The following is a 19,133-nucleotide window of genomic DNA, read 5'->3' as shown; positions in this document are numbered from 1 at the left end:
CCCGGCAGGGGCGATCGAGGTGTACCGGCCGCCCGCGTCGGACCCCTGTCCTGTCGGCCCCGGACCTGTGAGCCCGTCACTGCCCCGGCGCCCGCAGGTGCCGTACCCGCGCGGGCACGGGACCGGTGGATTCGCGCGGCACGTACACGGCGCGCAGGGTGTGCCGGCGAGGACGGGCCGTGGAGCCGTTGATACGGCGGACCAGGATGTCGGCGGCCAGCCCGCCCAGTTCCTGCACCGGCTGGCTGACCACGCTCAGCCGCGGCCGGACGAGTGTGGCCCATTCGGCGTCGTCGAAGCCGATGACCGAGACGTCGCCGGGGATGCGGGCGCCGAGGTCGAGCAGGGCGTCGAGGGTTCCGAGCGTGGCCACGTTGTCGGTGGTGAACAGTGCGGTGGGCCGGTCGGGCGAGCTCATCAGCTGCAGTACGGCTGAGCGTGCCCAGGTCCGGTCGTATCCGGTGTGGCGGATCAGCTCTGCCCCGCGCGGGATGCCGGCGGCGAGCAGGGCCTGCCGGTAGCCGGTGAGGCGTTCGGTCGTGGTCCATATGTCGGCACCGGGTGCGAGCTGTGCGGCGTTCTCGTCGGGGGACGCCGAGGTGACCACGGCGATGCGGGTGTGGCCCGCGTCGGTGAACCTGGAGACCGCCGCCTTGGCGGCACCGCGGTTGTCCACGACGACCGTGTCCAGCGTGGCGCCGCTCAGTGCACGGTCCAGGAGGACCACGGGGATGCCCGCGGCGACGGCCTTGTCGAGGTGCTCGTGGTCGGTCGCCGCGGGTGCCACGACCAGGCCGTCCACGCGCCGCTCGATGAACATCTGCACCGCGGACTTCTCGGTCTCGCCCTTCTCGTCGCTGTTGGCGAGGATGACGTGCAGGCCGGCCTTGGCCGCGACGTCGGTGATGCCGCGCACCGCGCGGGCGAAGTAGGCGTTCTCCACGTCGGCGACGACCACGCCCAGCGTGTGGGTGCGTCCGCTGATCATGCTCCGGGCCACCGCGTTGGTGCTGTAGCCCAGTTCGGCGGCGGCGGCCAGCACCCGTTCCCGGGTGGCCGCGCTCGACGAGCCGTATCCGCCGAGGACCCGGGCGGCGGTGGCCTGTCCCACGCCGGCGTGCCGGGCGACGTCGGGAATGGTGACGCGTCGCGGCGGCCGTGGGGTGTTGGGCATGGGCGATCTCTCGTGGGTGACGGCTGGGCGGAGGCCGAGGAACCGGCCGATGAAATTCGAGGCCATTCAACCATTGACGGACGGCGCCTGTCCGTGGGTAAGGTCAGCCCCGTTGGTAACGTTATCAACTCCGCCGGGACCGTCCCCGTCCGCCTTTTCCACCGGCCGGCCGCGGTACGTCCCCTGCCCGCGTCCGCCCCGATCGCACGCCCCGAACACCGGAGGTTCCACGGATGGCAACCGACACCCTCTCGCCGCCACCAGCCGCTGGCGACGCCATCACCCTCGTCGACCTGGTCAAGGACTTCGGCGGCGCCGGCACCCGGGACGCGGCGATCGTGCGCGGCGTCGATCTCGCCATCGGCGAGGGCGAGTTCTTCTCGCTCCTCGGCCCCTCCGGCTGCGGCAAGACCACCACCTTGCGGATGATCGCCGGCTTCGAGGAACCGACCGCCGGGCAGATCCTCCTGCAGGGCCGCGACATGGTCGGCGTGCCTGCCAACAAGCGCGACATCAACATGGTCTTCCAGTCCTACGCCCTCTTCCCGCACCTGAGCGTCGCCGACAACGTGGCGTTCGGCCTGCGCCGCAAGCGCGTGCCCAGGGACGAGGTCCGCGACCGGGTCGGGAAGATGCTGCACACCGTCGAACTGGCCGACAAGGCGGACCGGTATCCCCGCCAGCTCTCCGGCGGCCAGCAGCAACGGGTCGCCCTCGCCCGTGCCCTGGTCAACCGCCCCCGTGCGCTCCTCCTGGACGAGCCGCTCGGCGCCCTCGACCTCAAACTCCGCCAGAGCATGCAGCTGGAACTCAAGCGCATCCAGCGCGAGGTCGGCATCACCTTCGTCTACGTCACGCACGACCAGGCGGAGGCTCTCACCATGTCCGACCGGATCGCGGTGATGAACCACGGCCTGGTCGAGCAGGTCGGCCCGCCGCAGGAGGTCTACGAGCGGCCCGCCACCGCGTTCGTCGCCGGGTTCATCGGCACCTCCAACCTGATCGGCGGGCGCCTGACCTCGGTGGGAGCGGCAACCGGGGTGCTCGACCTCGGCGGCGGCCAGCGCGTCACGGTACCGCTGCGTGGCTCCCACGTGGCCGGTGGGACCGTCGAACTCACCGTGCGGCCGGAGAAGATCACGCTGACCACCGAGCCGGCCGACACCGCCAGCCGTGTCCGCGGCACCGTCCGGGAGGTGGTCTACCTCGGTACCTCCACCAGCTACACGGTGGACACCGGCAGCGGAGCGGAGATGACGGTCTTCCAGCCCAACGACGGCAGCGCCTGCGCGTCCCCGTCCCGCGGCGAGACCGTCTGGCTCTCCTGGGCCACCGACCACTCCTACCTGCTCACCTCCGCCCCCGCCAACCCGGCGACCGCAGCGGACCCGGTTTCCCTCACCTCGCGCTGACGACAGGCGGAGCACCATGCCCGAGCACTCCACACCCTTCGCGCCCCGGCCGCGCGGACTGACCCCGCGCGGCCGCACCCGGCGCGGCCTGCTGCGCGCCGCGGTCGGCGCCGCCGCGCTGGCCCCGCTCGCCGCGTGCAGCGTCCCCGGCGCCCGCGTACACGTCCCCACCGGAAAGGCGGAGATCGCCGCCGCCGTCACCGGCTTCTGGAGGGGGAGGAAGCGGTCCGGGAGGCTGGACTTCGTCAACTACACGCAGTACATCGACGTCGACCCCGCCGACCAGAGCAAGCATCCCACCCTCGACGCCTTCACCCGCGAGAGCGGCATCGAGGTCACCTACGACGAGCTCATCGACGACAGCGCCTCCTGGTTCGGCAAGATCCAGCCCGAGTTCGCCTCCGGACAGAGCATCGGCTACGACCTGATGGTCGTCGGCGGCGACAGCTACCTCGGCAAGTACATCGAGCTCGGCTACCTCGCCCCGCTCGACCACACCCGCCTGCCCAACTTCGCGCGGTACGGCGGAGCCGCCTTCAAGAACTCCCCCTTCGACCACGGCAACGTCTACACCGTGCCCTGGCAGTCCGGCATGACCGGCATCGGCTACGACCCGGCCCGGGTCGGCCGGAGGATCACCAGCTGGCAGGACCTGCTCGACCCGAAACTGCGCGGCAGGGTCGGCATGTGGAACGACGCGGTCCAGATGGGCAACATCGCGCTGCTGGCCGTCGGCGTGGACCCGGAGACCTCCACCCATGCCGACTGGCGCAAGGCGGCGGCCTGGCTGCGCAAGCAGCGCGACGCCGGCATGGTCCGCTCCTACTCCACCTCGACCTACCAGTCCTCCCTCCAGCGCGGCGACCTGGCGGCGTCCCTGGTGTACTCGGGCGACGTCTTCCAGGCCAATCAGAGCGGCTCACAGCTGGAGTTCGTCATCCCCGAGGAGGGCGGTCTGCTGTGGACCGACAACCTCTGCATCCCGTCGACGGCCGTCCATCCCGTCGACGCCCTGGCCTACATGGACTACGCCTACCGGCCCGAGGTCGCCGCGAAGATCAGCGAGACGGTGCAGTTCGTCTGCCCCGTTCCCGCCGCACAGCGCGTCGTCGCACGCGACGCGGCCGCCGCCACCGGCAGGCGGCGCACCGTGCTCGACGCCCTGAGCACCAGCCCCCTGGTCTTCCCGACCGGGGCCGACCAGTCGAAGCTGCGCCGCCTGCGGGTGCTCGACCAAGAGGAGGAGGAGCAGTGGAACGCGCTGTTCGAACCGATCTACCAGGCCTGACCCGGCGCCGCCGCCGTCCCGGGGAGGCGCTGGCCCCGTATCTGATGATCCTGCCGGGCTGGCTGTGGCTGGCCGCCTTCTTCGTCACTCCCGTGATCGTGATGGTGTCGCTGTCGCTGCAGACCGGCAACTTCATCGACGGCTTCCGCCAGACGTTCCACTTCAGCACGTACGCCGACGTGGTCCGTACCTACCACGTGCAACTGCTCCGGTCCCTGGTCTACGGCGCCGCGGCGACCGTCGGCTGCGCCGTCGTCGGCTACCCGGTGGCCTACTGGATCGCCTTCCGGGCCGGCCGGCGGAAATCGGTGTTCCTCTTCCTGCTCCTGCTGCCCTTCTTCGTCTCCTTCGTCATCCGCACCCAGTCCTGGAACGTGGTGCTCGCCGACCACGGCGTCCTACTCGGACCGCTGAAGGACATCGGTCTGCTTCCGGCCGGCTTCCACCTGCTGGCCACGCCCTACGCGGTGATCGGCGGACTGACCTACAACTTCCTGCCATTCATGGTGCTGCCCGTGTACGTCGCCCTGGAGCGGGTGAACCCCACGGTGATCGAGGCCTCCACCGATCTGTACGCCTCGCGGGCGCAGACGTTCCTGCGCGTGGTGCTGCCGCTGTCGCTGCCCGGGGTCTTCGCCGGCGTACTGCTGACGTTCGTGCCCGCCTGTGCCGACTACGTCAACGCCGGGATCCTCGGCGGCCCCTCCACGACGATGATCGGCAACATCATCCAGACCGAGTACTTCACCAACCTCGACTACCCCGGCGCCTCCGCCCTGTCCTTCGTCCTCATGGGCGCGCTGCTGCTGGCCGTGTTCACCTACGCCCGGGCCCTGGGCACCGACGAGGTCCTGGAGGCGGCCGCGCGATGACCACCACAACCGTCGCCCCCGCGGCCGGCGCACCCGCCCCGCCACGTCCACGCCGCGCCGGACGCCGGCGCCGCCCCGCCCTGACGCTTTACACCGCCCTGGTGCTGGCCTGGCTGCTGCTGCCGATAGCCGTCATGATCCTGTTCGGGTTCAACGACACCCGCGGCAAGGTGAACTTCACCTGGCAGGGCTTCACCCTCTCCTGGTACCGGCACCTGTTCGCCATCCCCAACCTGACCTCCGCGCTGGTCAACAGCCTCACCATCGCCGTGGTCGTCGCCGTGGTCGCCACCCTCCTGGGCACACCGATCGGACTGGCGCTCGGCCGTCACCGCTTCCGCGGCCGGGGCTCGGTGGACCTGCTGATGTTCGCCGCCATCGCCGCCCCCGAGATCGCCCTCGGCGCCGCACTGCTGTCGCTGTTCATCGTCATGGGCGTGCCCCGCGGCTACTGGACCGTCGTGATCGCGCACGTGGCCTTCTGCATCCCCTACGTCGCCATCACCGTACGGGCGCGCATGGCCGGACACGACCCGACGCTGGAGGAGGCAGCCCGGGACCTGGGGGCGGGCCCGTGGACGGCGTTCCGGCTGGTCACCCTGCCGATGCTGCTGCCCGGCGTGGCCTCCGGTGCCCTGCTCTGCTTCGCCCTGTCCATCGACGACTACGTCATCACCAGCTTCAACGCCGGCCGTACGGTCACCTTCCCGCTGTGGGTGTACAGCGCCAGCCGTACCGGCGTGCCCCCGCAGGTCAACGTCATGGGAACGCTGATCTTCGTCGGCGGCCTGATCATCGCCGGGGCGAACGTGCTGTTCTCCCGGCGTCGCGCGACCTGACCCGGTCCGGTCCGCGCGTCCTTCGCACACCGGCTCACCGGCACACGCCGGCCGGTACGCAACCACCTCTGAGGAAGTCATCACCGTGCTCAAGTTCAACGAAGCCGAGTTCGTCTCCCAGACGGAGAGCCTCCTGGCGCTGCGTCCCCAGATCGAGAAGGTCGTCGACCGTCTGGCCGACGACGGCTACGACAACGTCCTCCTCGTGGGCGCGGGCGGCACGTATGCTCAGATGTGGCCCTACGAGCACCTCGCCCGGCGTTCCTCGCTGCTGCCGGTGCGGGCCGCCGTCGCCGCCGAACTCGCCGCCTCCGGCGACGCCCGCCTCGGTGAACGCACCATCGCCGTCTTCACCTCCGTCTCCGGCACCACCGACGACAGCCTCCGCGCCGTCGACTACTGCAAGTCCCGCGGTGCCCACACGATCGGCTTCACCGGCTACCCCGACTCCCCCATCGCCCAGAGCGTCGACACCGCGCTGATCTCCGAGCCCAAGGCCTGGCCGTTCGACGTCCAGCTGCTGCTGTTCATGGGCCGGCTGCTCTCCCGCCGGGGCGAGTTCGAGGGCTACGAACGCCTCGCCGGCGAACTCGCCGGCCTGCCCCGCATCCTGGTGGACGTCGCCCGGCAGGCCGAACCGGTGGCGGCGGCCTTCGCCGAGGCCCACAAGGACACCGGCTACCACTTCCTCATCGGCGGCGGGAACCTGTGGGGATTCACCTACCTGTACTCCATGTGCATCCTCGAGGAGATGCAGTGGCTGCGCACCACCCGGGTGCACAGCGCGGAGTTCTTCCACGGCTCGCTGGAACTCCTGGAGGAGAGCACCAGCGTCATCGTCTTCCAGGGCGAGGACGAGACCCGGGCGCTGACCGACCGCGCCGAGGCCTTCGCCAAGCGCGTCTCCAAGGACGTCACCGTCTTCGACACCCGCGACTACCCCCTGGAAGGCATCAGCCCGCGGTTCCGCGGACTGCTCGCCCCGCTGGTGATGGACACCGTGATGGACAGGGTCAGCAAGCACCTGGAGCGGGTGCGCGACCACTCGCTCGACCTGCGCCGCTACTACCGCGTCATGGACTACTGAGCCCTTCCGACCGGTACCCCTCGTCCCTCACGTCCCGCGCGCCGGTGCCCCGGCACCGGCGCGCCCACGGCGGGCGCGGTGCTTCGCACATCGTGCCCGCATCTCGGGAGTCCCTCATGAACGTCCTCGGCTTCGGCGACAACACCGTCGACCGCTTCGTGGACCGCGGCACCGACTACCCCGGCGGCAACTGCGTCAACGTCGCCGTCTACGCCCGCCGGCTCGGTCTGGACGCCGCCTACCTGGGGGTGTTCGGCGACGACGACCTCGGCACCGCCCTGCGCGCTGCCGTCACCGCCCAGGGCGTCACCGTGGACCGCAGCCTCGTGCGCCACGGCACGACCTCGGTCTCCACCCTGCACGTGCAGCACGGTGACCGGATCTTCCTCGGCTACGACCCAGGCGGCGACGCCGTCCGCGAACCGCTTCCCCTCACCCCCGCCCTGCTCGCCTACGCCGCGTCGTTCACCCTCGTGCACTCCGGCGTCTACTCCCGCACCGAGGCCGAACTCCCCCGGCTCGCCACGGCCGGCCCACTGGTCAGCTTCGACTTCTCCGACGAGGAGGAGTACCGCACACCCGCCTATCTCGACCGTGTCTGCCCCCATGTCGACCTGGCGCTGCTGTCGTGCTCGCACCTGGACGAGGCCGCCACGCGGGCGCTGCTCGCCGAGGCGGTGCGCCGGGGGGCCGGAATGGCACTGGCCACCCGCGGCCTGGCCGGGGCGATCGTGTACGACGGCCGGATCACGGCCGCCGCGCCTGCCCGTACCGCGGACCCCGGTGCCATGTCCGACACGATGGGCTGCGGGGACGCCTTCGTCGCCGGATTCGCCGTCTCACTGCTTCGCGACGGATGGTCCCGGCGTGACTCGCCGGCCCCCGAAGCCCTGGAACGCGCTCTGCACCGGGGCGCGCGGGCGGCCTACCACCAGTGCTTCGTGGAGGCCGCCTTCGGCTGCGGCTGGCCGACGCCGGCGGGGACCGTCGCGTGACAGCCGGGCAGCGCCCGCCCCTGGAACGCCGGGTGCGGACGGCTGTGGTGCTCCGACGGTTCTCAGGTGACCGGGCCCGAGGGCGGGGGCGTCGGGTCGTAGGCGGCCTCCCGGACGATGCCGCTCAGGTGGGTGGCGGCGGTGAGCAGGTGCCGATGGGTCGTGTAGAGGGCGTTCACGCCGAAGCGCAGCAGGTCCGGGGCGCGCATGTCGATGATCACGCCGCGGTCCGCCAGTACCCGCGTCAGAGCGTGGGCGTGGGGGTGGCGCAGGGCGACGTGGCTGCCGCGGCGGGCGGGGTCGGAGGGGGTGACGGGTTCGAAGCCGAGCGGGACGAGGAGTTCGGCGGTGCAGCGGAGGAAGAAGGTGGTCAGGGAGAGGCTCTTGGCGCGGACCCGGGCCAGGTCGACGTCGTCGAAGACGGTGAGCGCGGCTTCGAGGGCCAGCAGGGACAGGATGGGCGGGGTGCCGATGCGGGCGCGGGCGATACCCGGCGCGGGCGTGTAGCGGCGGTCCAGGCCGAAGGGGTCGGCATGGCCGTTCCAGCCGGGCAGCGGGGTGTCGAGTGCCTCGTGATGGCGTCGGGCCACGTACAGGTACGCGGGGGCGCCCGGACCGCCGTTGAGGAACTTGTAGCCGCAGCCCACGGCGAAGTCCACGCCGAGGGCGTCGAGGTGCAGCGGGATTGCGCCCGCCGCATGGCACAGGTCCCACAGGACCAGCGCGCCGACGCGGTGCGCGGCCTCGGTCAACGACCGCATGTCGAACAGCTCCCCCGTACGGAAGTCGACGGGCGAGTAGCTGATGACGGCGACGCGCTCACCCTCGGCGGCGAGGAACGACGCCAGGGCCGCCGGGGGGACGTGCCGTACTTCGAGGCCCTGGCGGTCGGCCACCGCCTGTGCGAGGTACCGGTCGGTGGGGAAATGGCCGGGGTCGGTGACCAGCAGCGTCCGGTCGGGGCGCAGGGCGGCGGCGGCGCTGAGCGCGGTGAACGACTGCACGCTGGTGGAGTCCCCCGCCACCGTCTGCCCCGGCGCCGCGCCGAGGAGCCTGCCGACGGCGTCACCCACCCTGAGGGGCGCGTCCCACCAGCCGTTGCTGTTCCAGGAGCGGATGAGGTCGGTGCCCCACTGCCGGGACACGGCGTCGGTGAGGGCCTGGGGGACGGCGGCGGGCAGGGGGCCCAGGGAATTGCCGTCGAGGTAGACGACGCCGTCCGGGAGCAGGAACCGCTCACGGAGGGGGGCCAGGACGTCGTCGGCGTCGAGTCGCACGGCCTGTTCGTCCAGTGCGGTGAAGGTCGTCGTCACGGTTGCGGGCCTTCCGGTTGTCGTCGTCCGGTGCCGGTGGTCGTCATGGCCGCGGGGTCCTCCGGCTGTCGTCGGCCGGGCGGCGTGCGCCGAATGCGGCCGACATCTCCTCCAGCGTTCCGGCGACCGCGCGGGCACCGGGCGCGCCCGGTTCGATGAGCGTGTAGTGGCCGGTGCCGGGCAGCACGACGGTCCTCAGATCACGGTGTACGGACGCGTAGTCGGTGAACTGGGTGAGCGGGACCTCCTCGTCGACGGCCCCGTGCAGCAGCACGGTGGGGACGCCGGTCGTGCCCGCCTCACGCAGCAGGGTGAGGGGGTCGACCGCGGGCAGCCGCTCCTCGAACACGTCGGCACCGCCGAGGAGTTGCAGAGCGGCGCCGTCGCTGAGGTCGTCACGGCGGGTGGCGGTGAGGTCCGTGATCGGAGCGAGCGCCAGCACGGCGGTGGGCAGGTCCGCGGTGTACCAGCGCGAACCCGGCGGCAGCAGGCCGCGGGCCGCGCACCACAGGGCGAGGTGGCCGCCCGAGCAGTGCCCCGCCAGGACGTACGGCCGTCCCTGGGGCAGGGTGTCCACGATCCGCGCGACGTCGTCGAACGTCTCGGGATAGCCGCCGGCGCCACCGGACCGACGGAAGCCCGGCAGCAGGACGTCGAAGCCCTGCTCGGAGAGGTAGGCGGCGAAGGGGGTCAGGTGCATCCGGTCGTAGCGCCAGTAACCGCCGTGCAACAGGATCACCAGCGGGGCGGCGGGGTCTTCGGCCGGCCAGGCGTCGTAGACCTGGTGGGGGTGGTTCCCGTAGGAGCCGTGCACCGGTGCCAGCACCGGCTTCAGGCTCAGTACCCGCTTCTCCTCCTCGGCCGCGAAGGCGGAGATCGTCCTAGAGGCCACCGCGCACCTCCCACAGTTCGGGGAAGACCGGGCGGGCCGCGCGCCGCTCCAGCCAGGCGATCCCGGCGGAGCCCGCGCTGCCGCTCTTGGTCCCCATGGCACGGCGTACGACCATGACGTGGTCCGAGCGCCAGCGCGTGACGAGTTCGGCGATGTCGGTGAGCAGCTCACCGAGGGCGAGCAGCGGGTGGTGCTGGGGGCCGGCGTAGACCTGCCGCCAGGCCTCGACCACACCCGGATCCGAGGTGTACGGGCCGGTCACGTCCCGGTGACGGACGTGTTCGGGGACGGGCAGGCCCTGACGGTACAGGAAGTGCAGCACCTCGTCGTAGAGGGACGGTCCGCGGTAGGTCTCGCCGAGCGCCTCGTGGACCGATCCGTCGCCCCGGTGCAGGCGGAGCATGCCGGGGGACTTGTCCCCCAGGAGGAACTCCATGTGCCGGTACATCGCCGACTGGAAGCCGGACGCCCTGCCGAACGCGGCGCGGAAACCGTTGAACTGGGAGGGTGTCAGGGCGGCGATCGGCGCCCAGGCGGCGTTGAGGGCGGTCAGGGCGCGGCGGCTGCGCGCCAGGGCGTCCACCGCCGCGTCCAGGTCGTCCTTGGCGAAGGCCGTGCCGGCCGTGCGCCACTCGTGGACGATCAGGGTGAACCACAGCTCCATCACCTGGGTGGTGACCAGGAAACCCATCTCGTCCGGGGCCTCGGTGAGGGGGTGCTGGAGTGTGTTGAGGACGGACGCGCGCACGTAGGCGTCGTAGGGGCTCGCGCCGGGGAAGGGCTGGGTCAACAGGTCGAGGTCGTCCGCGACGGGCGGGGCGAGGGCGGACGGGCTGTCGTTCATGGCATCTCCTAGTGCTGCCACGGGCCGGGAGCGCGGCCCCGCGGCCGGGCCGGGGGGCCACCGGTCGGACGGTGCGGGAAGAGCGGTGCGGCGAGGGGCTGTCTCACACGCCGAGGTGCACGCCACCGGAGGCGTCGATCCACTGGCCGGTCACCCAGCGGGCCTCGTCGCTCGCCACGAAGGACACGACGTCGGCGATGTCCGCGGGCTCGCCGAGCCGGCCGAACACGGAGGCGTCCGAGTACCTCCGGCGGACCTCCGGGATGCGCAGCGTGGGGTTGATCTCCGTCTCGGTGTAGCCGGGCGCGACACTGTTGACGGTGATGCCCCGGTGACCCAGCTCCTGCGCGAGGGACAGGGTGAGGTAGTCCAGGGCCGCCTTGGTCATGGTGTAGGCGACGATCGCCGGGAAGGCGAAGCGGGTGGCCACCGAGGAGACGTTCACGATCCTGCCGCCGTCGCGCAGCCGGTCCAGCCCGCGCTGGACGATGAAGAACGGTGCCCTGGTGTTGATGGCGAACACCCGGTCGTAGTCGGCCTCGGTGACGTCCGTGATCCGGCGCGGAAGGGTGATGCCGGCGTTGTTGACGAGGATGTCCAGGCCCGGGTGCTCGCCCTGACCGGTCAGGGCGCCGTCGAACGCCTCCCAGAGCGCTTCGGCGTCGCCCGGCACACCGAGTTCGGCGTGGACGGGGAAGGCCCGGCCGCCGTCGGCCTCGATCTCCTTCACGGTTCGGTCGGCCGCCGCCCGGTCGTGCCCGTAGTGGACCGCCACGAGGGCGCCCTCCCGGGCCAGGCGCCGGCTGATGCCCCGGCCGATACCGCGGCTGCCTCCCGTGACCAGGGCGGTTCTGCCCTCGTGCCGCAGGGTGGTGGTCAACGTCTTCTCCTTCGGGCGAGTGGGCTGGGATCGCGACGGACGAACGTCGTGCGCCGGTCATGCGTCGAAGTCGAGGGTGAGTTCGGTGCCGAGCGGCCGGGCCCTGCACACGAGCGTGTAGCCCGCGGCGGTCTCCTCGGCGTCGAGGGCGTGCTGGAGTTCCGCCGTCACCCGGCCGGACAGGACGCGGGCCCGGCAGCTGCCGCACACGCCCTCACGACAGGCGTAGGGCACGTCGGGGTGGGCGCGAAGCAGCGCGTCGAGGAGCGTGGCATCGCCGGGTCCGGCGGTCGCCAGACGGCGGTGACCGCCGAGCAGCGCGGTGACACGGGTCTGCTGCGGGGCGGCGGTCGGCCGGGAAGGCGGCGCACTCGGCTGCGGGGTACCGGTACCGGCAGGGGTGAACATCTCCGAACGGATCCGGGCCGCCTCGGCGCCCCACGCCGTGAGCTCCCGGCGCACGGAGACGACCAGGCCGGCCGGGCCGCACACGGCGAAGGAGGTGCCGGGGCCGGGGCGGGCGCCTACCGCGGTGAGCAGGCGCGGCAGCGTCACACCGTCGATGCGCCCGCCCGGCAGCCCGGCGCCGCGCTCCTCCCGGGTGAGGACGTACAGGACGGTGAAGCGGTCGACGAACGCGTCCTTGAGACCGGCGAGTTCGTCGGCCAGCAGGGCGTCGGCGGACGTCGGGACCGAGTGGATCAGGGAGACCCGGCAGGCGGGGTCCTCGCGCAACGCGGTGGCGGCCATGGCGGCGAGCGGTGTGATGCCGGAGCCGCCCGCGATCAGGACGTGGTGACCCCCGGTTGGCCCGGGCAGAACGAACGTGCCCGTGGGCGGGGAGAGTTCGAGAACGTCCCCGGGTGCCAGCGCGGTGGTGGCGTGGGCGCCGAAGCCGTCGGGGGCACCGCGCCTGATCACCAGGCGCAGCGCGGCCGGGTCGTCGGGTGGGGGGCACACCGAGTAGCTGCGGCACAGTTCCCTGCCGGCGAGGCGGTGCCGGACCACGACGTGCTCGCCGGGCCGGTGCGCGAACACCTCGCGCAGCGGCCCGGGCACCTCCAGGGTGAGCGCGACCGCGTCCCCGGGCAGGTGCCCGACCTCGGCGACCACGAGCGGGTACCAGCCACTGCGCCGGGGCCGGCCGGAGGGGTTCGGACCCGAGGCGGCCGGGGGTGCGACAGCGGGCACGACGGCGCCCGCGGCGGGGGCGTGGGCGGAACGGGTCCCAGCGGGACGGGGCTCGGCAGGGGTGGTGCCGGGCGCGGCGGGGAGGATGCCGGTCCCGGTGGAGGCGGGGCGCCGCGCGGCGGGAACGCCTGCGGGGGCGCACACGCCTGCGGCGGAGGCGGTGCCGGGCTCGGCGGAGATGCCCGGGGTGTCGTCGGCCCCGTCCGCGGCGGAGGCGGCCCCGTCCGGGGGGACGGTTGCGTCGGAGGTGTCGATGGTGTTCACGGTCCGCCTCACAGCGCGCTCAGGTGGGGGAACAGCTCGTGACATGCCGTGCACCGGAGCACGGACTGGCAGCGGGTCGGTCCGAAGGGGCTGTGCGGCCGGGTGGCACGGGAGCCGCAGTGCGGGCAGGGCACCTGGGCCAGCGGGACAGGGACCGGGCCGTTCGCCGGGGCGGGTACGGGCGGGGCGATGCCGTGGGCGGCGAGTCGCGCCCGGCCCGCCTCCGTGATGCGGTCGGTCGTCCACGGCGGGGACAGGACCTGCCGTACCCGCCCCTCGGGGTGGCCGCTCGCCGCCAGCACGTCCCGTATCGCGGAGACGATGGCGGGCAGTGCCGGACAGCCCAGGTAGGTCGGGGTGACCTCCACTTCGAGCACTCCGTCGGCGGCCGGGGCGACCGAGCGGATCACGCCGAGGTCGCCGAGGCCGATCATCGGCAGCTCCGGGTCGGGCAGTGCTTCCACCGAGGCCCGGACCTCAGCCACCGCGCGGGCGGGACGCAGGGGTACGACGGGGTGCTGTGCCGAAGGTGCCGTCCGGGGCGGCGCCGGGGACGTCGCCAAGGGTGTCGGGCCGTTCACCAGCGGCCTCCCGGGAACTGGCGGTACACCGACTGCATCTCGGCGATCAGCGGCCCGAACTCCTCGGTGTGCAGGCCCGCCCGCCCGCCGCGGGCCTGCCAGCGCGGGACCGGTACGGACAGGCCCGCGCGGGTCACGACCTCGCCCACACTGCGCTCCCAGGCCGGACGCAGCGGGGCGGGCGAGGGCACCGTGCCCGCCGCCACGAGGTGGCTCAGTACGTCGTCCACGTCGAACAACTCGGCGGTGTAGGGCCACACGCGTTCCAGACCCCGCTGCATGCGACAGGAGCTCTCGGGGGTGCCGAGTCCCAGCCGGAGGGTCCAGTTGTCGGCGTGCATCCGGTGGAAGGCCACCTCTCGGGCGGCCCGCTCCCCGAAACCGGCCAGTCGGGCGTCCGCGCAACCGGCCAGGGCCTCGTAGTACAGGACCGCGTAATGGGTGTAGGCGAGTTGCCGGGCGACGGTCACCGCGAAATCCCCGTTCGCCAGTTCGGTCAGCAGGACGTTCGTGAACTCGCGGTCGGAGCGGGTGAAGGCGAACTCGTCCTCGGTACGTCCGGTTCCGTCGGCCTGTCCGCTCAGGGTGAGCAGCGCGCGGGCGTGGCCGATCAGGTCGAGGGCGATGTTGGACAGCGCCATGTCCTCCTCGATGGTGGGCGCGCGCGTGATCCACTGGCACAGCCGCTGCCCGAGGACGAGGGCGTCGTCGCCGAGGCGCAGCAGGTGCACGGCGAGGTGGGCGTCGACGCGGACGGCTTCGGCCGACGCGGCGGGGTCAGTCGAGAGGGTCACCGTCGGGGCCTTCCTCGGTCAGCGGCGCGAACTGCTCCGGGTACCGGTAGGGCTTGTGGTGGGCGCCCGCGAAGAACGGGTCGTGTTCGTCCGGGGAGGCCGCGTGCACGGCGTCCGAGCGGACCACCCACAGCGACAGCGGGTCGCCGCGCCGGGTGTACAGATCACGGGCCCGCAGCAGGGCCGTTTCGGCGTCGGAGGCGCGCACGGACCCCACGTGCTGGTGGGCGAGGCCCCGGCGGGGCCTGAGGAGGACCTCCCAGGACGCAGGGGCGCCCTCTCGCTCCCGGCTCATCAGCGCTCACCCACCCGTTCCCGCGCCCCCTGGGCCGGATCCGCTTGCGTGGCCGTGGCCGTGGCCGTGGCTGTGGCTGTGGCTGTGGCTGTGGCTGTGGCGGAAGATGCCCCGTCGGTGCCGAAGCGCGCCGCGTACGCCGCGGACGCCTCCCGCACCCAGGCGCCGTCCTCGTGTGCCGTGCGCCGGTGTTCGACGCGTTGCCGGGACCAGTGCGTGTCGTCGCCGAGCGCCTCGCGGTAGACGTCCCAGTCGACCGGGGTGAAGTCGTAGTGACCGCGTTCCTCGTTCCAGCGGATCGCCGGGTCGGGCAGGGTGAGCCCGAGGCGTTCGGCCTGCGGGACGCAGCTGTCGACGAAGCGCTGGCGCAGTTCGTCGTTGGTGTGCCGCTTGATGCCCCAGGCCATGGCGCGGCGGGAGACCGCGGCGCCGAGTGCGGCGGTGCGGGCGTCGGCGCCGCCGGCCTCGGTGTCGGGCGGGCCGAACATCAGCGCCACGGCCGGCAGCCACCAGCGGTTCACCGCGTCCTGGGCCATCGCCTTCTGTTCCGGCGTGCCCGAGCACAGGGCGCGCATGAGGTCGTACCCCTGCCGCACGTGGAAGGCCTCCTCCTGGCAGACGCGGCGCATCGCACGGGCGTACGGCCCGTAGGACGTGCGGCACAGGGGCGCTTGGTTGATGACGGCGGCGCCGTCCGTCAGCCAGGCGACGGCGCCGGTGTCCGCCCACGTCAGCGCGGGGTGGTTGAACGTCGCCGAAGCCCGCTGCTGCCCGCCGTGCAGGGCGTCGAGGAGGTCGGCCCGGTCCACGCCCAGTGTCTCGGCGGCGGAGTAGAGGTACAGCCCGTGCCCTGCCTCGTCCTGCACCTTGGCGATGAGCACCGATTTGCGGTGCAGCGAAGGCGCCCGGGTGAGCCAGGCGCCCTCCGGCTGCATGCCGATGATCTCGGAGTGGGCGTGTTGCGCGATCTGGCGGATCATCATCCGGCGGTAGCCGTCGGGCATCCAGTCACGGGGTTCGATCGTCTCGCCCCGGGCGATGAGGCCGTCGAAGTGCGCGGGCAGCTCGTCGCGCGCGGCGACCGCGGTGCCGGCCGGCTGTGCGCTCATACGGTGCCTCCGCGGCCGGTCAACGCCACGGCGGGCACGTACCGGTCCTCGGACCGGACGTATGGCCTGGGCACTGGCATCACTCCTTCGGCGTCTTTCGGTTCTCGGCCCGCTCGGCGGGTCCCGGCGCGTCGGGCCTCGGGCCGCCCGGCACGTCGGGCCTCGGCCTGCCCGGCGCGTCGCGGTGCCCGGTCCGCCGGGCGGGTGCCGCGCGGCCTCTCGTAGGGGAAAGAGGCCCGGTAGGGGCCGCGCTATCCCCGCGTCGGCCGGTGCGGGTGCGTGACAAAGCTCACGCGGGACGGCGGGGATTGCCGTGCGCCGCGCGGGCCTCTTGTTCGGGTGACACCGGACCCACGAGATCCGCCCGGCGGTCACGCGCCGCGGCGAAAGGGGAGAGCATGAGCACCATCAGGGAGTTGCTGGTCGAACTCACCGGTACCGCGGAGTTCGCCGACGCCGAGCGGGTCGGTGACGACGTCGACCTCGCCGCGAGCGGCATCGACTCCGGTGACCTGGTGCGGCTCGTCCTGCTCGTCGAACAGCGGCTCGGCGTGGAGATCACCGCGGACGACATGGAGCGCCTGCACACGATCGCCGACTACGAGCGGTTCACGGCCGAGCGTTCCGCCGCCGGCGCCGGCGGTGCGTGATGTGGCTGGCACAGCTGCTGGAGCGCAACCGCCAGTGCCGGCCCGACGCGTTGGCGCTGGTCGACGAGCGGCGCCGGCTCACCTGGTCGCAGTTCCACGACCGCACGCTGGAACTCGCGCGGGGGCTGGCCGATCTCGGCATCGGGCGCGGTGACCGTGTCGCGGTGCTGTCCAAGGACCGTGTCGAGGTCCTGGAGACCTACTTCGCGCTGGCCCGGCTGGGCGCGCTGTTCGTCCCGCTGAACCACAGCCTGGCCGTGCCGGAGGTCGCCGGTATCGTCGAACGCGTCGGAGCGGTGGCCGTTTTCGGTGAGTCGGAGCTGCTGGACCGGCACCCCGAGCTGCCGGCGTCCGTGCGGATGAGGGTGGCTCTGGACAAGCCGGTGTTCGAGGCCCTGGGCACCCTGGCCGCCGAGCGTGAGCTGCCCGAGGTGGCCGACACCGACCCGATCGCCGTGCTGCACACCTCGGCGACCACCGGACAGGCCAAGGGCGTCACGGTCGACAGCGCGTCGTTCCGCGCCATCGCCCTGGGCTGGCTGGTCATGGCGCGTCCCACGGACGACATCGTCATGGTCAACTGCTGCCCCCTGTACCACGGCAGCATGGTGGTGTCCCTGACCTACCTGGCGGCCGGCGCCACCGTCGTGCTCATGCCCGGCTTCACCCCGCAGCGGGCGCTGGCCGCGGTGGAGGAACACCGTGCCACGCACATGTGGCTGGTCCCGCAGATGCTCCGCTTCATGCTCCAGGCCAAGGGCGCCGGGCGCGCCGACCTGTCCTCGCTGAGGGAGATCCTCTACGGCGCCGCCCCGATGCCCCTGGACGTGTACGCCGACGCGGTGGAGCGTCTCGGCTGCGGTTTCCGGCAGGTCTACGGCATGACCGAGGTGGGCGGCCCCTTCGTCACCCTCGGCCCCGACGAGCATCCGGCCCCCGGGGACGTCACGGCCCGCATCCCCTGCGGACGCGTGGTGCCCGGGATGTCCGCCCGAGCGGTCGACGGAGCGGGACGGGAACTGCCTCGCGGCGAGATCGGCGAGATCGTCGTACGCGGGCCGGGCGTCATGCAGGGCTACTGGAACGACCCCGAGGCCACGCGCGAGATCAGCCTCGCCGGCTGGATCAGAACAGGTGACCTGGGGTTCGTGGACGACGCGGGCCGTATCCATCTCGTGGACCGCACCAAGGACGTCATCATCCGGGCGGGGCAGAACGTCTATCCCTCGGAGATCGAGCGGGCCCTGATGTCCCACCCAGCGGTCCGGGACGCCGCGGTCGTCGGGATGCCCGACGAGGACTACGGCGAGGTACCGCTGGCGTACGTCGTCGCCGAACCGGACGCCCGGGCGGCGGACCTGCTCGCCCACGTGGGGCAGCGACTCGCCCCGTACAAGCGTCCGCGGCGGTTGGAGTTCATCGAGCAGGTGCCCCGCAACCCCGCCGGGAAGATCGTCAAGAAGCTGCTGCGGGCCTGACGCGTGCGCCCGTGCCAGTGCCCGGCCCCGACGGCCGGCCCTCCCCCGGGGACGCTCGCGGGGGCAACGCCCGGTCCGGGTGCCGAGGTGGCCGCCCTGCTCCGCCCGCTGCGGCCGGAGTGGGCGGCGGCCGGACTCGGGCTGGGCGTCGCCGCCGTCTCGGAACCGCAGGCCGTCCCCGCCGGGCCCGCCGAGGGGGCCGCGGCCGCGGTGATGCCACCGCAGCGCCGGCTGGAGTTCCTGGCCGGCCGGCTCGCGGCGCGGCGCGCGTTGCGCGCGGTGGGGCTGGACTGCGGGGAGATCCCGCGGGCGGGCCGCCTGCCGGTGTTCCCTCCCGGGCGGGCGGCGTCCATCACGCACAGCGCGGGCGTCGCGGTGGCCGTGGCCCGGGCGCCGGGACGGGACGTCCCGCTCGGCTGTGATCTGGAACTGCGCCACCTGCCCGCCGAAGCGGCCCGGCTGGTGCTGCGCGAGGACGAGGAGGAACTGCTGCGCGCTCCCGCTCCGGGTGCGGTGCGGTGGTCGGTGACCTCGATGTTCTCGGCGAAGGAAGCCGCGTGGAAAGCCCTGCACACCGGACCGGAGGCGCTCCCCGCCGGCATGCTGAGAAGCCTGCGCGACCTGCTGGTCCACCCGTGCGCCCGCGGTCTGCGGATCGAGGCGCGGCGGAACCCGGGGCTCGCCGTGCGGGTCGAGGTGGTGGCGGTCGGCACGGGCGTCTTCAGCACGGTCCTCGGCTGGGCCGGCCGCTGACCGCCGGCCACCGCCTCATCGAGGGGACCCCGCACGCGCAACCGCCCGCACGAGCGGTGCCGCCCTCCTTCCCACTCCCCCGCCGACGCCGCGTCGGCGTTCGCCGATCGTCGACGCGCCGAGGTGGTGGCGGTCGGCACGGGCGTCTTCAGCACGGTCCTCGGCTGGGCCGGCCGCTGACCGCCGGCCACCGCCTCATCGAGGGCACCCCGCACACCACCGCACGCGCAACCGCCCGCACGAGCGGTGCCGCCCTCCTTCCCACTCCCCCGCCGACGCCGCGTCGGCGTTCGCCGATCGTCGACGCGCCGAGTGCGGGGGCCTGTCGTTCACTCTCTTCGCCTTCCTCCTTCTTCCCGGCGGTCGTCCGCCCGCTCCGCACTCGAGCCCGGTGGTCGGCACCGTCCCGAGCGCGAAGCGTC

19 protein-coding genes are annotated in these 19,133 nt (G+C 72.8%); 9 read left to right on the top strand and 10 right to left on the bottom strand.

Going from position 1 to position 19,133, the window contains the following annotated elements; translation table 11 throughout:
- Positions 1-76: 76 nt before the first annotated feature.
- Positions 77-1,174, bottom strand: a complete 1,098-nt coding sequence (locus tag ACGFT1_RS26010; RefSeq protein ID WP_373911400.1) for a LacI family DNA-binding transcriptional regulator — start codon at positions 1,172-1,174, stop codon at positions 77-79.
- Between the two features lie 233 nt (positions 1,175-1,407).
- On the opposite strand from ACGFT1_RS26010, the gene ACGFT1_RS26005 reads away from it, so the two are divergent.
- The 6 genes from ACGFT1_RS26005 (at position 1,408) to ACGFT1_RS25980 (ending at position 7,667) form a co-directional block, all read left to right on the top strand.
- Positions 1,408-2,586, top strand: coding sequence for an ABC transporter ATP-binding protein (locus tag ACGFT1_RS26005; RefSeq protein WP_373911399.1), 1,179 nt, complete (start codon positions 1,408-1,410; stop codon positions 2,584-2,586).
- A 16-nt stretch (positions 2,587-2,602) separates the two neighbouring features.
- Positions 2,603-3,874 carry a spermidine/putrescine ABC transporter substrate-binding protein gene (locus ACGFT1_RS26000; RefSeq protein WP_373911398.1) on the top strand — a complete coding sequence of 424 codons (1,272 nt, stop codon included), beginning with the start codon at positions 2,603-2,605 and terminating at the stop codon, positions 3,872-3,874.
- Positions 3,838-4,746, top strand: a complete 909-nt coding sequence (locus ACGFT1_RS25995; protein WP_373911397.1) for an ABC transporter permease — start codon at positions 3,838-3,840, stop codon at positions 4,744-4,746. The genes ACGFT1_RS26000 and ACGFT1_RS25995 overlap by 37 nt, the downstream gene beginning before the upstream one ends.
- A complete protein-coding gene (locus ACGFT1_RS25990; protein ID WP_373911396.1) occupies positions 4,743-5,585 on the top strand; it encodes an ABC transporter permease in 843 nt (280 codons plus the stop codon). The genes ACGFT1_RS25995 and ACGFT1_RS25990 overlap by 4 nt, the downstream gene beginning before the upstream one ends.
- Positions 5,586-5,670: 85 nt before the next feature.
- Positions 5,671-6,672 carry an SIS domain-containing protein gene (locus tag ACGFT1_RS25985; RefSeq protein ID WP_373911395.1) on the top strand — a complete coding sequence of 334 codons (1,002 nt, stop codon included), beginning with the start codon at positions 5,671-5,673 and terminating at the stop codon, positions 6,670-6,672.
- 116 nt (positions 6,673-6,788) lie between these two features.
- Positions 6,789-7,667 (top strand): PfkB family carbohydrate kinase, encoded by an 879-nt coding sequence (locus tag ACGFT1_RS25980; RefSeq protein ID WP_373911394.1) that lies wholly within the window; start codon positions 6,789-6,791, stop codon positions 7,665-7,667.
- Positions 7,668-7,729: 62 nt separating this feature from the next.
- Here ACGFT1_RS25980 and kynU read toward each other — a convergent pair whose 3' ends face one another.
- The 9 genes from kynU to paaA form a co-directional block, all read right to left on the bottom strand.
- Positions 7,730-8,980, bottom strand: coding sequence for a kynureninase (gene kynU / locus ACGFT1_RS25975; protein ID WP_373911393.1), 1,251 nt, complete (start codon positions 8,978-8,980; stop codon positions 7,730-7,732).
- Between the two features lie 43 nt (positions 8,981-9,023).
- Positions 9,024-9,872 (bottom strand): alpha/beta hydrolase family protein, encoded by an 849-nt coding sequence (locus ACGFT1_RS25970; RefSeq protein ID WP_373911392.1) that lies wholly within the window; start codon positions 9,870-9,872, stop codon positions 9,024-9,026.
- Positions 9,862-10,716 (bottom strand): tryptophan 2,3-dioxygenase, encoded by an 855-nt coding sequence (locus ACGFT1_RS25965; RefSeq protein ID WP_373911391.1) that lies wholly within the window; start codon positions 10,714-10,716, stop codon positions 9,862-9,864. Before ACGFT1_RS25965 ends, ACGFT1_RS25970 begins: the two co-directional genes overlap by 11 nt.
- Before the next feature lie 103 nt (positions 10,717-10,819).
- On the bottom strand, positions 10,820-11,596 hold the full coding sequence (locus tag ACGFT1_RS25960; RefSeq protein ID WP_373911390.1) for an SDR family oxidoreductase: 777 nt from the start codon (positions 11,594-11,596) through the stop codon (positions 10,820-10,822).
- 57 nt (positions 11,597-11,653) lie between these two features.
- Positions 11,654-13,051, bottom strand: a complete 1,398-nt coding sequence (locus ACGFT1_RS25955; protein ID WP_373911389.1) for a 2Fe-2S iron-sulfur cluster-binding protein — start codon at positions 13,049-13,051, stop codon at positions 11,654-11,656.
- Positions 13,052-13,059: 8 nt separating this feature from the next.
- Positions 13,060-13,536 (bottom strand): 1,2-phenylacetyl-CoA epoxidase subunit PaaD, encoded by a 477-nt coding sequence (paaD, locus tag ACGFT1_RS25950; protein ID WP_373911388.1) that lies wholly within the window; start codon positions 13,534-13,536, stop codon positions 13,060-13,062.
- A 92-nt stretch (positions 13,537-13,628) separates the two neighbouring features.
- Positions 13,629-14,426 (bottom strand): 1,2-phenylacetyl-CoA epoxidase subunit PaaC, encoded by a 798-nt coding sequence (gene paaC / locus ACGFT1_RS25945; protein ID WP_373911387.1) that lies wholly within the window; start codon positions 14,424-14,426, stop codon positions 13,629-13,631.
- Entirely contained in the window at positions 14,410-14,721 is a 312-nt protein-coding gene (locus ACGFT1_RS25940; RefSeq protein ID WP_361993638.1) for a 1,2-phenylacetyl-CoA epoxidase subunit B, read from the bottom strand. The genes paaC and ACGFT1_RS25940 overlap by 17 nt, the downstream gene beginning before the upstream one ends.
- Positions 14,721-15,830, bottom strand: coding sequence for a 1,2-phenylacetyl-CoA epoxidase subunit PaaA (paaA, locus tag ACGFT1_RS25935; protein ID WP_373911386.1), 1,110 nt, complete (start codon positions 15,828-15,830; stop codon positions 14,721-14,723). The genes ACGFT1_RS25940 and paaA overlap by 1 nt, the downstream gene beginning before the upstream one ends.
- 398 nt (positions 15,831-16,228) lie before the next feature.
- Here paaA and ACGFT1_RS25930 point away from each other — a divergent pair, with 398 nt between their 5' ends.
- The 3 genes from ACGFT1_RS25930 (at position 16,229) to ACGFT1_RS25920 (ending at position 18,711) form a co-directional block, all read left to right on the top strand.
- A complete protein-coding gene (locus ACGFT1_RS25930; protein WP_373911385.1) occupies positions 16,229-16,480 on the top strand; it encodes an acyl carrier protein in 252 nt (83 codons plus the stop codon).
- Positions 16,480-17,958, top strand: coding sequence for a class I adenylate-forming enzyme family protein (locus tag ACGFT1_RS25925; protein ID WP_373911384.1), 1,479 nt, complete (start codon positions 16,480-16,482; stop codon positions 17,956-17,958). Before ACGFT1_RS25930 ends, ACGFT1_RS25925 begins: the two co-directional genes overlap by 1 nt.
- Before the next feature lie 87 nt (positions 17,959-18,045).
- Positions 18,046-18,711, top strand: coding sequence for a 4'-phosphopantetheinyl transferase superfamily protein (locus ACGFT1_RS25920; RefSeq protein ID WP_373911383.1), 666 nt, complete (start codon positions 18,046-18,048; stop codon positions 18,709-18,711).
- Positions 18,712-19,133: the final 422 nt, after the last annotated feature.

Source organism: Streptomyces sp. Y20, from assembly GCF_043195475.1.
Taxonomy (GTDB): Bacteria; Actinomycetota; Actinomycetes; order Streptomycetales; family Streptomycetaceae; genus Streptomyces.
This window is presented reverse-complemented; position numbering and strand designations above follow the sequence as displayed.

Coding starts and splice junctions, on each gene's coding strand:
- ACGFT1_RS25980 (WP_373911394.1), top strand. CDS start 6,789: ATGAACGTCCTCGGCTTCGGCGACAACACCGTCGACCGCTTCGTGGAC.
- ACGFT1_RS25930 (WP_373911385.1), top strand. CDS start 16,229: ATGAGCACCATCAGGGAGTTGCTGGTCGAACTCACCGGTACCGCGGAG.
- ACGFT1_RS25925 (WP_373911384.1), top strand. CDS start 16,480: ATGTGGCTGGCACAGCTGCTGGAGCGCAACCGCCAGTGCCGGCCCGAC.
- ACGFT1_RS26010 (WP_373911400.1), bottom strand. CDS start 1,174: ATGCCCAACACCCCACGGCCGCCGCGACGCGTCACCATTCCCGACGTC.
- paaA (WP_373911386.1), bottom strand. CDS start 15,830: ATGAGCGCACAGCCGGCCGGCACCGCGGTCGCCGCGCGCGACGAGCTG.
- ACGFT1_RS25990 (WP_373911396.1), top strand. CDS start 4,743: ATGACCACCACAACCGTCGCCCCCGCGGCCGGCGCACCCGCCCCGCCA.
- ACGFT1_RS25940 (WP_361993638.1), bottom strand. CDS start 14,721: ATGAGCCGGGAGCGAGAGGGCGCCCCTGCGTCCTGGGAGGTCCTCCTC.
- ACGFT1_RS26005 (WP_373911399.1), top strand. CDS start 1,408: ATGGCAACCGACACCCTCTCGCCGCCACCAGCCGCTGGCGACGCCATC.
- ACGFT1_RS26000 (WP_373911398.1), top strand. CDS start 2,603: ATGCCCGAGCACTCCACACCCTTCGCGCCCCGGCCGCGCGGACTGACC.
- ACGFT1_RS25965 (WP_373911391.1), bottom strand. CDS start 10,716: ATGAACGACAGCCCGTCCGCCCTCGCCCCGCCCGTCGCGGACGACCTC.